The sequence below is a fragment of the Knoellia koreensis genome (assembly GCF_013041615.1).
Classification (GTDB): Bacteria; Actinomycetota; Actinomycetes; order Actinomycetales; family Dermatophilaceae; genus Pedococcus; species Pedococcus koreensis.
Map to the genome: position 1 here is coordinate 339,517 of NZ_JABEPQ010000003.1, position 12,578 is coordinate 352,094.

The 12,578-nt window shown below is 70.9% G+C and carries 10 protein-coding genes; 5 read left to right on the top strand and 5 right to left on the bottom strand.

Annotated elements, in window-relative coordinates; all coding sequences use genetic code 11:
- The first annotated feature begins 134 nt into the window (after positions 1-134).
- Positions 135-2,015, top strand: a complete 1,881-nt coding sequence (locus HJG52_RS15145; RefSeq protein ID WP_171244444.1) for an acyl-CoA dehydrogenase — start codon at positions 135-137, stop codon at positions 2,013-2,015.
- Between the two features lie 82 nt (positions 2,016-2,097).
- Here HJG52_RS15145 and HJG52_RS15150 read toward each other — a convergent pair whose 3' ends face one another.
- Complete coding sequence (locus HJG52_RS15150) at positions 2,098-2,877, bottom strand: CHAP domain-containing protein (protein WP_171244445.1); 780 nt, start codon at positions 2,875-2,877, stop codon at positions 2,098-2,100.
- A 209-nt stretch (positions 2,878-3,086) separates the two neighbouring features.
- Positions 3,087-3,350: a DUF6458 family protein gene (locus HJG52_RS15155; RefSeq protein WP_171244446.1), complete on the bottom strand. Its 264-nt coding sequence runs from the start codon at positions 3,348-3,350 to the stop codon at positions 3,087-3,089.
- Between the two features lie 219 nt (positions 3,351-3,569).
- On the opposite strand from HJG52_RS15155, the gene HJG52_RS15160 reads away from it, so the two are divergent.
- On the top strand, positions 3,570-4,376 hold the full coding sequence (locus tag HJG52_RS15160) for a D-alanyl-D-alanine carboxypeptidase family protein (protein ID WP_171244447.1): 807 nt from the start codon (positions 3,570-3,572) through the stop codon (positions 4,374-4,376).
- 97 nt (positions 4,377-4,473) lie between these two features.
- Here the strand turns inward: HJG52_RS15160 and HJG52_RS15165 are convergent, their stop codons facing one another.
- Genes HJG52_RS15165 through HJG52_RS15175 form a run of 3 tightly spaced genes read right to left on the bottom strand, consistent with a single transcriptional unit; the run spans position 4,474 to position 9,293 of the window.
- Positions 4,474-6,402, bottom strand: a complete 1,929-nt coding sequence (locus tag HJG52_RS15165; RefSeq protein WP_171244448.1) for a thioredoxin-like domain-containing protein — start codon at positions 6,400-6,402, stop codon at positions 4,474-4,476.
- Positions 6,399-7,226, bottom strand: a complete 828-nt coding sequence (locus HJG52_RS15170; protein WP_346767764.1) for a carbon-nitrogen family hydrolase — start codon at positions 7,224-7,226, stop codon at positions 6,399-6,401. Before HJG52_RS15170 ends, HJG52_RS15165 begins: the two co-directional genes overlap by 4 nt.
- Positions 7,227-7,274: 48 nt before the next feature.
- Positions 7,275-9,293 carry a bifunctional copper resistance protein CopD/cytochrome c oxidase assembly protein gene (locus HJG52_RS15175; protein ID WP_171244449.1) on the bottom strand — a complete coding sequence of 673 codons (2,019 nt, stop codon included), beginning with the start codon at positions 9,291-9,293 and terminating at the stop codon, positions 7,275-7,277.
- Positions 9,294-9,338: 45 nt separating this feature from the next.
- Between HJG52_RS15175 and HJG52_RS15180 the strand changes: the two genes are divergently transcribed.
- The 3 genes from HJG52_RS15180 (at position 9,339) to HJG52_RS15190 (ending at position 12,568) form a co-directional block, all read left to right on the top strand.
- Positions 9,339-10,208, top strand: coding sequence for a maleylpyruvate isomerase family mycothiol-dependent enzyme (locus HJG52_RS15180; RefSeq protein WP_171244450.1), 870 nt, complete (start codon positions 9,339-9,341; stop codon positions 10,206-10,208).
- Positions 10,209-10,313: 105 nt separating this feature from the next.
- Positions 10,314-10,871, top strand: a complete 558-nt coding sequence (locus HJG52_RS15185; protein ID WP_171244451.1) for a MarR family transcriptional regulator — start codon at positions 10,314-10,316, stop codon at positions 10,869-10,871.
- Positions 10,872-10,873: 2 nt separating this feature from the next.
- Positions 10,874-12,568, top strand: a complete 1,695-nt coding sequence (locus HJG52_RS15190) for an MDR family MFS transporter (RefSeq protein WP_171244452.1) — start codon at positions 10,874-10,876, stop codon at positions 12,566-12,568.
- The last annotated feature ends 10 nt before the right edge of the window (positions 12,569-12,578 follow it).

Here is a 12,578-nt window from a genome sequence, read left to right on the forward strand (position 1 = left end):
CGCCGGATCGGCCGTACGGGTGGCGTGACGCACAGGGGCTTGCATTCGTTACTCGTGAGTAGCACCATGGAAGTTACCGGCAAGTAATGACGCCAGTGAACGACACCGACGTCCCACGACAGTGGAGGTGCCCGATGGGCCACTACAAGAGCAACCTGCGCGACCTCGAGTTCAACCTGTTCGAGGTCTTCGGCCGCCAGGACGTGCTGGGCAGCGGCCCGTACGCCGAGGTCGACGCGGACACCGCCAAGGAGATGCTCAAGGAGGTGGCCCGCCTCTCGGAGAACGAGCTGGCCGAGTCGTTCACCGATGCCGACCGCAACCCGCCGGTCTACGACCCGAAGACCTACTCGGTGACGATGCCCGAGTCGTTCAAGAAGAGCTACGCGGCCTACACCGACTCCGGCTTCTGGAACGTCGACGTGCCCGGCGAGCTCGACGGCACCGTCGCTCCCCCGTCGCTCAAGTGGGCCATGAACGAGATGGTGCTCGGCGCCAACCCGGCCATCGCGATGTTCGCCGCGTCCTACTCGTTCGCCAAGCTGCTCTACATCCTCGGCACCGACGAGCAGAAGAAGATGGCCCGCTGGATCATCGAGAAGGGCTGGCACTGCACGATGGTGCTGACCGAGCCCGACGCCGGGTCGGACGTGGGCGCCGGCCGCACCAAGGCGCACGACAACGGCGACGGCACGTGGAACGTCACCGGCGTCAAGCGGTTCATCACCTCCGGTGAGTCCGACATGACCGACAACGTCATCCACTTCGTGCTGGCCCGCCCCGAAGGCGCCGGCGCCGGCACCAAGGGCCTGTCGCTGTTCATCGTCCCCAAGTACCACGTCGACCTCGAGACCGGTGAGCTCGGCGAGCGCAACGGCGTCTACGTCACCAACCTCGAGCACAAGATGGGCCTCAAGGTCTCGACCACCTGCGAGCTCACCTTCGGCGACAAGGAGCCGGCGTCCGGCACCCTGCTCGGTGACAAGCACGACGGCATCGCGCAGATGTTCCGCGTCATCGAGCACGCGCGAATGCTGGTGGGTACCAAGGCGATCTCGACGCTCTCCACGGCATACCTCAACGCCCTGGACTATGCGAAGCAGCGCGTCCAGGGTGCCGACCTCACCCAGCAGGCCGACAAGGCCGCGCCTCGCGTGACCATCACGCACCACCCGGACGTGCGGCGCTCGCTGATGACCCAGAAGGCGTATGCCGAGGGGCTGCGCGCGCTGGTCGTCTACACCGCGACCCAGCAGGACATCGTCGACCAGGCCCAGCTCGAGACCGGTTCGGAGGAGCTCGAGAAGGACAGCCCCGCCGAGGTCGCGAGCCGCATCAACGACCTGCTGCTGCCGATCGTCAAGGGCGTCGGCTCGGAGCGCGCGTGGGTGCTGCTCGGCACCGAGTCGCTACAGACGCTCGGTGGGTCCGGCTTCCTGCAGGACTACCCGATCGAGCAGTACATCCGCGACGCCAAGATCGACACCCTCTACGAGGGCACCACCGCGATCCAGGGGATGGACTTCTTCTTCCGCAAGATCATCAAGGACAAGGCGCAGGCCCTGGCCGCGGTGGCGATGCAGGTGCAGGAGTTCGCCAAGGACCTCGGCGCAACCGACGGCCGCATCGACCGCGAGCGCGAGCTGCTCGGTGAGGCCCTTGAGAACGTCCAGGGCATCCTCGGGTACATGGTCGGCGAGCTGATGAAGTCCGACGTGCGCGCGGACGAGTCGAACGACATCCGCAACGTCTACAAGGTCGGCCAGAACACCTCGCGGCTGCTGCTCGCCGCCGGCGACCTCGTCATCGGCTGGCTGCTGCTGCGCCAGGCCGACGTCGCGCACAAGGCGCTCGCTGCCGGTGACGTGTCGGCCAAGGACAAGGACTTCTACGAGGGCAAGATCGCCGCCGCGTCGTTCTTCGCCCGCACCGTCCTGCCGAAGATTGCCGCCGAGCGCGCGATCGCCGAGGCCACCGACAACACGCTCATGGACGTGCCCGAGAGCGCGTTCTGACCCCGCCCGATCCCGGGCACACGCGAAGGGCCGGCTCCCCACGGGAGCCGGCCCTTCGGCAGACCGGAATGCGTTGTGTCACCTAGCGCCGGAAGTGGATGAACTGGCTGAACTGGTCGCTGCCCTCACCCTTGGTGGCCTTGCGGTAGCTGTAGGTGTCGGGGCGCACGTGGTTGTACTCCTCCACCATGAACGACCCATCGCGGTTCACCTTGGCGACGTAGGCGACGTGGCCCCAGGTGCCGGAGTTGCGGACCGCGATGTCACCGACGTGCGGGGTGCCCGACACGGGGATGCCGGCGCCACGGGCGGCGTTGTCCCAGTGGTTGGCGTTGCCCCAGTGCTGGCCCTTGTACTGGTTGGTGAACTTGATGCCGAGGTTGTGGTTGACCCGCCACGCGGCGAAGGACGTGCACTGGCCCTTGTAGAAGTTCCAGCGGTCGACGCCCGAGGTGGCACCGCGGTAGGGGTAGTCGTCCTTGATCGCGCCGGTCGGGGCCGGGTTGGTGGAGCCACCGCCACACTTGGGCGCGACCATGCCGTCGGAACCGGTGTAGATGTAGGCGTCGGAGACGTAGCGGCCCGTGCCGATCTTGTCCCAGATGTTCGACGTGCCGTAGGTGCCACGGACGGTGCTGCCGTAGGTCTGGCAGATGATGTTGACCTTCTGGCCCTTACTGACGGTGCCCACGGCGCCGTAGCCCGTGCCGGGGCCGGTGCGGACCGTGAGGTTGGCGCCGGAGGTCCGGACCGTGCCGGTCGCGGCGTCGGCGACCGCTGCACCACCGGCGACGACGGCGAGCCCGATGGCTCCCGCGACCGCCAGGCGGACCGGCTTCTCGCTCATGCTGAGTGTGCGCATTGCATTCTCCTGACTCGTGATTGGTTCGGCCCGCCCCCTTGTCGGACCGGCTGCTTCGTCGAGGACGCTAGGAGAGGCGAAGCGCGACGTCGATGGGGAGAACTACCCGTCGAGGCGACCACGCGGCATACCAAAGGGGCGGCGCCACAACGAAAGGTGGCGCCGCCCCGTGAGGTCGAGCTGTGTTGCCGGCCGGTGCCGGCGGTGTGTCAGCGGTCGCGGTCGACGTGGGTCTCGTCGACGCGGGTGCCCGTGTTGGGGTCTGTCTGGCTGACCCGGCGGGTGGAGTAGCTGCCGGTGTCACGGCGGGGCCGCATCACGAGCGACAGGATGATCGCCAGCACACCGGCGATGATGCAGATCCAGCCGACGGCGTGCACGCTCAGCACTCCACCAAGGGTCGCGTCGCCGGTGTAGGCGAACGTGATGATCGCGCCGACGACGAGCAAGAAGATGCCGACTCCGATGTACATGCTCTGTCCTCCTGGTTGCAGGTGGGGGGTTGTCCCGGCGCCCATGACTGTAGCGTCCCGGGCCCCTGACCTGCGGCAATGCTGTGCGAAAACTCCAGATCGCGACCAAGTTGTGCCCTGGCGGTGGGGAGTGTTCCCCATCGACGGTGCGCCGTGTGGCGGCTTACGTTCCTGCTCGCGGGGTGGGAGACGCCCACCCGAAACACCCAGGAGCACCCGATGTCCGCACTCGCCACGATCCTTCGCCGCAGGCCCGCCCGCCTCGCGCTGGTGTCCGTGCTCGGGCTCGGCGTGCTGTTCGGCGGCGCCGCCGCCGCCAACGCCGCGATGGGGCAGGTGCGCACCCAGGAGTCGCCCCTCACCGTGCGCTCCGGGCCGGGCACCGGGTATGCCGCGGTCGGCACCGTCGCGAAGGGCGCGTCACTCACGATCTCCTGCCGTACCAAGGGAACTCGGGTCTCCGGTCCCTACGGCGCGACCGACGTCTGGAACAAGGTCGGCGACGGCCGGTACGTCTCGGACGCGTTCACGACCTCGACCGAGAAGGCTCCCCAGTGCTCGTCGACCCAGCTGCGGACCGTGCAGCTGGTGGCGTTCAAGGGGGCGCGGGCGTGCAGCAGTGACGAGCGCGGCTACGCGAACGGACGGGTCCCGGCGAGCGCACGGTGCGCCTTGTACGGCGACAAGGGCGAGTCGCTGCGTCCGCGGGCGGCCGCGGCGTTCAACGCGCTGAGCATGGCCTACGAGCGGGAGAACGGCCGTGCGCTGTGCGTGACCGACTCCTACCGCTCGCTGGAGGAGCAGGTCGCCGTCAAGGCCAAGCGCGGCAAGTGGGCTGCGAAGCCCGGCACCAGCGAGCACGGGCTCGGCAAGGCGGTCGACCTGTGCGGCGGGGTGGGCACGTTCGGCAGCGACGCCTACCGCTGGATGAAGGCCAACGGCCCCAAGTTCGGCTGGGTGCACCCCGACTGGGCCGAGCCTGGCGGCAAGCTGCCCGAGCCGTGGCACTGGGAGTATCGCGGCTGAGGGGTGACGATCGCGCAGGTTGGCACTGTTCGCGCACCCGCAGCTGCGCGAGCAGTGCCGAACTGCGCGAACGTGGGTCGACGCGTCTGCCGCGTCGCTAGCGGGTGCCGCGCAGGTCGAGGGCGAGCTCGGCGGGGGCGCCCGGCGTGAGGACGACCGGGATGCCCCAGTCCTGCTGGTAGAGGTGGCAGGCGGCGTGCTCGGGCACCTCGCCGGTGTCGGGGTCCCCGTCACACGCAGCGGCCTGCACCGAGACGTGGAGCACGCCGTCACCGACGGCGGGGTCGAGCACGAGCCGGCGGGTGAGCCCCTCCGCACTGCCCGCGCCCTCGCGCAGCAGCGACTCGGGGGTGGCCGACACCATCAGCCGGGTCGGGTCGCCCCAGCGCCGGTCGAGCTTCTGACCAGTCGGCGGCGTGAACGTGACGGTCAGGTCGACCGCGTCGGGTGCCACCTCGGTGCGGGGACGCTGGGTGCGGTGCGCCAGCCCGTCGACACGGGTCGCCTTGTCGGGCAACGGGATCCGCGTGAGCCGGTGGGCGGCGGACTCGACCACGACCAGGGCTGCCGGGCCGCCGTCGCTGGCCGGCTCGACGACCGCATCGCTCGGCTCGGCGAGACCGGTCGCCAGTGTGCTGACCTCTCCGGTCACCGGGTCGAACCGGCGGATCGCACCGTTGTAGGTGTCACTGACCGCCACCGAGCCGTCGGGCAGCGCGGTGACCCCGAGCGGGTGCTGGAGCAGCGCCTCGGCGGCCGGGCCGTCCCGGTGGCCGAAGTCGAACAGCCCCTGGCCCACGTGTGTGGTGACCGTGAAGCCCTCGTCGGTGAGGTCGAGCGAGCGCAGCGCGGACGTCTCGGAGTCGGCCACCCAGAGTCGGGTCGACCGTTCACCGTCAGGAGCCGGCGCAGTGGCCAGTCCCGACGGCTGCGCGAACCACGCCTCGTCGGCCGCGCCGTCGCGGATGCCCTCGGCGGTCGTGCCGCCCAGCACGGCCACCGTGTTCTCGGCCGGGTCCGTCGCCAGGTGCAGCGCCCACAGCTGGTGCGTGCCCGCCATGGCGATGACGACCCGGTCGGCGAACCACGCGACGTCCCACGGGGTCGACAGGTCCTGCTTCAGCGCCGGCCCACCGCCGGACCGTTCGCGCAGCTGGCGCCCCGTCCCGGCGAGGACGGTCCACGCGCCGTCGGCCAGCCGCAGCCCCTTGACCTGGTGGTTGACGGAGTCGGCAACGACCACGTCGTAACCGACCCTGGCGCGCACCTCCGGCGGCAGAAGGAGCAGCCCCTGCGGCTCGTTGAGCAACCCGGGCTGGCCTACTCGCACCTCGCCGGTTCGATCAACGCCCGCTCGACCAACGGCGCCACCGAACCGGCGACGCTCGGTCTCGAGGTCGGCCTCGAGCTGGACGACGCCGTGGTGCGCGGTGTCGCTGACGAGGAACGACCCGTCGTCCAGCGCCACGACCTTTCCCGGGAAGCGCAGCGCCGTCTGCGCCGGCGGCGGGGGCGTGTAGGGCGAAACCCCTTCGCGCAGAGTGCCTTTCGCGCGGTGCTCGGCGATGAGCTCCTCGATGAGGACCCGCAGCCCGTGCGCGTGTCCCTCCCCCGACATGGAGGCGACGATGTAGCCCTCGGGGTCGATGACGACCAGCGTCGGCCACGCCCGGGCCGTGTAGGCCTGCCACGTCACGAGCTCGGGGTCGTCGAGCACCGGGTGGTGCACGGCATACCGCTCCACCGCCGCCGCCAACGCGTCCGGGTCGGCCTCGTGCTCGAACTTCGGCGAGTGGACCCCGATGAGGACGAGCGAGTCGGCGTACTCCTCCTCCAGCGGGCGCAGCTCGTCGAGCACGTGCAGGCAGTTGACGCAGCAGAAGGTCCAGAAGTCGAGCACGACGACCCGCCCGCGCAGGTCGGCCAGCGACACCTCGACCTCGCCGGTGTTGAGCCAGCCGCGACCACGCAGCTCGGGCGCACGCAGCCGGGTGCCACGGGCCGTGCCGTGGGCTTGGGCGGTCACAGTCGCCGGTCCGCGAGGACGGGGAACTGCTCGCGCCACTGGGCGGTCTCGTCGAGGTCGATCTCGACGCGCACCACCTCTTCGCCAGTGCCGGCCATCGCGAGGGCGTCGCCCTTGGCCGACACGACCTGCGAGTGGCCGCCCATCTCGGTGCCCGCGTGCGTGCCGGCCGTGTTGCAGGCGATGACGACGCACTGGTTCTCGACGGCCCGGGCGTGGGCGAGCAGGGTCCAGTGCCGCACCCGCGGCGCCGGCCACGCGGCGGGCACGAGGAACACGGACGCACCGTCGTCGAGCTGGCGGCGGTAGAGCTCGGGGAAGCGCAGGTCGTAGCACGTCGAGAGCCCCACCCGCACCGTCTCGCCGGGGCTGGTCGCCAGCGGCAGGTCGACGACGACGACCTCCTCACCGGCGTCCATGAGCCGGGGCTCGCCCGCCCCGAACCCGAAGCGGTGGATCTTCCGGTATGCCGCGATGAGCTCGCCGTCGGGACCGTAGACGAGCGAGGTGTTCGACAGGCCGTGGTCCCCGTCGGCAACCGATGACGACTCGCGCTGCTCGACGATCGAGCCCGCGTGCAGCGTCACGCCAGCGTCCCGGGCGGCCGCCGACATCACCTGCCCGATCGGGCCGTCGATGGGCTGGGCGCGGTCGGCCCACTCGCGGTAGGCGAAGCCGCCCGGGGCCCACAGCTCGGGCAGCACCACGAGGTCGTGCCCGGGCCCGTGCTCGCGCACCAGGCCGGCCACCCGCTCGATGCGGGCGTCCATCGGCTCGTCGTCGCCGTACGCGACCTGGATCAGGGCCACGCGCATGCTGGTCATCGTGCTTCCTCGTTCGTCGCGGGAGGGCGGCTCGTCAGTGGGTCCAACTCATCGCTGGCTGCCCTTGTTTCGCAGCTCCTGGAGGTGGGCGTTGTATGCCGCGAGCTCGGCGTCGCCGTCGCGCTCGGCCTGGCGGTCCTTGCGCCTGGTCTCGGCCCGGTCGCTGCGGACCCAGGAGATGGCGACCATGAGCGTCAACGCGACCGTCGGCGCCTCGCCGATGCCCCAGGCGATCGCGCCGGCCCGGTGCTGGTCGCCCAGCGGGTCGGTCATCCACGGCAGCTTGAGCGCGTCGAAGAAGCCGGGGGCCAGCAGGGTCGTGCTGCCGGTCATGACCACCCCGAAGAAGGCGTGGAAGCTCATCGTCGCGAACAGCACGACGAGCAGCATGAGCGGCGGCCACCGCTTGGGGCCGGGGTCGATGCCGACGAGCACCCATACGAAGAGGTACCCGGTGAGCAGGAAGTGCACCATCATCAGCTCGTGCCCGGTGTGGGTGCGCAGCGCCAGCTCGAACAGCGGCGAGTAGTAGAAGATCGCGAGGCTGAAGAAGAACAGGGCCGCGGCGACGACGGGGTTGGCGAGCACCGCCATGACTCGCGAGTGCACGACCTGCAGCAGCACCTCGCGCGGACCCCACGTCTTGTCACGTCGAGGGGTCAACGCCCGCAGCGCGAGCAGGATCGGGGCCGCGGGCACGAGCAGCAGCGGCACGAGCATCGCGATCGCCATGTGCATGACCATGTGCATCGAGAAGAGCACCCGGCCGTACACGCCCGGGGCGCCCGACACGGCATACACGAACACCACCCAGCCGAGCACCCACAGCACGGTGCGGCGCACCGGCCAGGTGTCACCCCGGCGGCGCAGGCGCACGACCGCGCCGACGTAGAGGCCGACGGCCACGCAGGCGATGGCGAGCCACAGCCAGTCGGTCTGCCACGTGGTGAACCACGACTCCGACGTGAACCGCGGGGGCTCCGGGTAGCCCGTGAGGAGGAACGCGGGTGTCGGGTCGGGGACGGCCTCGTCGGGCACGGGCGGCGCCGACCGCGACAGCGAGACGCCGGTGCCGATGGCGACGCCCATGACGACGAGCTCGGCCAGCACCAGCCGCACGAACGCGGCCGTGGACGAGCCGGCGTCGCGCAGCCGGGGCAGCAGGGCCCGCCGGTGCTGCCACCCCGCGTAACCCAACAGCACGAGAGCCAGCGACTTGACGAGCAGCAGCACGCCGTAGCGCGTCGCGAGGTTGTCCAGTGAACCCAGCCGCAGCCACGCGGCCTGGATGCCCGACAGCGCGACGGCGCCGAAGCACCACAGTGCGATGACGGAGAAGCGCTCGGCGGTGGCCGCGAGGTCCTTGCCGAGCGTCGGCCGCATCACCGCGAGTGCGAGCAGCCCACCCACCCAGACCGCGGCCGCGACGAGGTGCACGGCGAGGGAGTTGACTGCGGTGGCGTGGTCGCTGGCCGCGGCCGAGTGGCCTCCGAGTGCGAGCGGGACCACGCCCGCGACGGCGACGACCGAGGCCCACGCCATCGTCGCCCGGCTGCGGGCGAGCAGCGCGAACGGCACCAGCAGCAGCGCCACCCCGGTCGTGATGAGCTGCACGCGGGTGGCGACGAACTGCCACGCGAACGTCGTGAACTGCTGCCCGAACGCCGGGTCCGACACGGGGATGCCGATGAAGTCGGCCATGCCGAGCACCGCGACCGCCAGGGAGGCGAGCGCCCAGACACCGGCCGCGATGGCCGCCAGGCGGGTGGCCGTGGCCCGGCGGTGGGTGCGCGTGGTCTCCGGCATGAGGTATGCCGCGAGCCCGAGGAGGCCGATCGTGGCCGCCGCCGCGAGGTCGTGGACGACGCGGGCGTAGATGATCCCCCAGCGGACGACGACGCCGGGGTCGGCGATCACCGGGGCCGCGGCGGCCTCGCCGATGATCGCGGCCAGCGGGGCGGCGACCGCGGCCGCGACGCCGAGCGCCACCCACGGCACGCCGGCGGGGGTGGCCGCGTCCCGGCCCGTGGGACGGCTCCCCGGGGCGGTGCGCACGGTCGTCGTCATGCGGACAGCCTAAGTAGCCTCGCCGCTCCTGCGTAGGGTGGGTTCATGCCACAGCACCCGGCCGCACCCGAGGACTTCCCCGGCCTGGTCGAGGCCTACCGGCAGGCGACGCAGGCCGTCATCGACCTCGGCCACAGCTGCTCCGACGCCGACTTCGACCGCCCGACTGCCGCACCCGGCTGGACCGTCAAGGACCAGGTCTCGCACGTCGTGGGCCTCGAGTCGTGGATGCGCAGCGGCAGCCAGCCGCGGGTGGAGGTGCCCGACTACCCGCACGTGCGGAACGAGCTCGGCCGGTTCACCGAGGTGGCGGTGGAGCAGCGGCGGCGGGTGCGCGGCGACAAGGTCGTCGCCGAGCTCGAGACCGTCCTCGCCCAGCGGATGGACGACCTGACCGGCGGCCCGGACGCCACCGAGCCCGTGGACAGCACCCGCGTCGTCCGCACCCCGCTGGGCGACCGCCCGCTCATCGACGCGCTGCGCATCCGCACCCTCGACATCTGGACCCACGAGCAGGACATCCGCCAGGCGCTGGGGCGGCCGGGCGACCTCGACTCCGGCGGGGCCGCGGTCTTCGTGGACGTGCTGTTCTCGGTGTTCCCGCGGCTGGTGGCGCGCGACGCGGCGGTGCCACCGGGCAACGTCGTCATCCTCGAGGTCACCGGACCCGTCAAGGGCCGCGCGGGCGTGTGGGTGGAGCAGTCCGACGACGGCTTGCCCCGCGGCATACCCCTCTTCTCCGGCGTCGCGCACGACGGCGACCCCGACGACGTCTTCACCACCATCACCGCCTCGACCGACGCGGTCACGCGCAGGGCCGCCGGCCGCGGCACGGTGGACGACATCCACTGGACCGCCCAGGGCGACGAGCACGTCGCGCGGCGGGTGCTGGAGAACCTCGTCTTCGTCAGCTGACCCTCGTCCGTTCGGCCACCCCTCCCGGGGCTTGTTTGCGTTGCGCAACCATCTCGTGCTAGTTGTATGCCGCAAGCAAATTTTTCGTCGAGAGCGCCACCGCCCGTGTCACCCAAGAAACCGTCCTCGGACCAGTCCCGACTCGACCGGTCCCCACTCGACCGCGCCACGGCCGAGCGCGTCAGCCTCGACCTGGTCCGGTTGGTCAAGCTGGTCAAGGTGGTCCGGATGCGCGCACCCCGCATCCACCCGGCCATCGACACCATGGCCTACCCGCTGCTGTTCAACCTCGCGCAGGAGGAGCTGCGGGTCTCGGCGCTCGCCGAGCGGATCCACTCCGACATCTCGACCACCAGCCGACAGGTGACCACCCTCGTCGGCCACGGCCTGCTCGAGAAGGTCAGCGACCCCGAGGACGGCCGCGCCCAGGTGGTGCGGCTCAGCCCCGACGGGCTCGCCCTGCTCGAGCAGGTCAAGGCGCAACGGCTCGCGTGGTTCCGCGAGCTGCTGGCCGACTGGACGCCCGAGGAGGCCAGCCGGTTCGCCGACGACCTCGAGCGGTTCACGGCCACGCTCGAGGCCCAGGCGCCGACCATCCTCGACCCCACTTCTTCGGCCACGACCTCCCCGACCGCTTCCTCCCCCACGACCACGGAGAACTGACCATGGCAGCCACTGCCCCCGCCCGTCCCGAGGGACCCCTCACCCACCGGCAGATCGTCACGATCCTCGTCGGCCTGATGATGGGCATGTTCCTCGCCGCCCTCGACCAGACGATCGTCGCGACGGCGATCCGCACCATCGCCGACGACCTCAAGGGGCTCGACGAGCAGGCGTGGGCGACGACGGCATACCTCATCACCTCGACCATCGTCACGCCGCTCTACGGCAAGCTCTCCGACATCTACGGCCGCAAGAAGTTCTTCTCCACGGCCATCACGATCTTCATCGTCGGGTCGGTCCTGTGCACCTTCGCCACCTCGATGCTCCAGCTGGCGTTCTTCCGCGCGGTGCAGGGGCTCGGCGCCGGCGGCCTGTTCTCGCTGGCACTGGCGATCATCGGCGACATCGTGCCGCCGCGCGAGCGCGCCAAGTACCAGGGCTACTTCCTCGCCGTCTTCGGCACGTCCTCGGTGCTGGGGCCGGTCATCGGCGGGTTCTTCGCCGGGCAGTCGAGCATCCTCGGCATCGACGGGTGGCGCTGGGTCTTCCTCGTCAACGTGCCGATCGGCATCGCTGCCCTCGTCGTCGTGGCGCGCACCCTGCACCTGCACCACACCCGCCTCGACCACCGCATCGACTGGTGGGGTGCGGTCACCCTGACCGTCGGCCTCGTGCCGTTGCTGCTCGTGGCCGAGCAGGGGCGCGACTGGGGCTGGACGTCGGGCCGCTCGCTGGCCTGCTTCGTCGTGGGTGCCGTCGGTGTCGTCGCGTTCCTGCTCGTCGAGCGGGCCATGAAGGACGAGGCGCTGCTGCCGCTCGACCTGTTCCGCAACCGCACCATCGCGGTGGCGTCGGGCGCGTCGGTGCTCATCGGCATGGCCATGTTCGGCGGGCTCGCCGCGCTGCCGCTCTACCTGCAGATCGTCAAGGGCGCGTCGCCGACCGAGGCCGGCCTGATGCTGCTGCCGCTGACGCTCGGCATCATGGCCGGGTCGGTCATCTCCGGCCAGGTGATCAGCAAGACCGGCCGCTACCGCCGCTTCCCGATCACCGGTGCCGCGCTGCTCATGGTCGCGCTGTTCGTCTTCCACTACGTCCACGCCGACACCCCGCTGTGGCAGACGATGGTCGTGATGGTGTTCTTCGGGCTGGGTCTCGGCTTCAACTTCCAGCCGCTCACCCTCGCCGTGCAGAACGCCGTGTCGCCGCGCCTCATCGGCGTCGCCACGTCGTCGGCGACCTTCACCCGCCAGATCGGCGGCACGCTCGGCACCGCGGTGTTCCTCTCGATCCTGTTCTCGACCGTGGGCGACAAGATCGCGGCCGCGATGGCCAAGGCGGTGCCGACCGCGGAGTTCCAGGGCGCGATCAAGGACCCGCAGGTGCTGGCGCACCCGGCCAACGCGCAGTTCGTCAAGAGCCTGCAGGCCGCCCAGGCGGGCGGCGGCTCCGGGGTATCCGGCGCCGGAGGGGACGTCCTCAAGGACAGCTCCTTCCTGAACCAGCTCGACCCGCGGCTGGCCAAGCCGTTCCTCCAGGGCTTCTCCGACTCGATGGACCTCGTCTTCCTCGTCGGGTCGGGCGTGATGGTCGTGGGCTTCCTCGTGATGCTGCTGCTGCCGCACGTCGAGCTGCGTGGCGGGTCGGCGTACAGCGAGCGCGGCACGGCCGAGGCACCGGCCGCTCCTCCCGCCTGAGGGCGAAGGC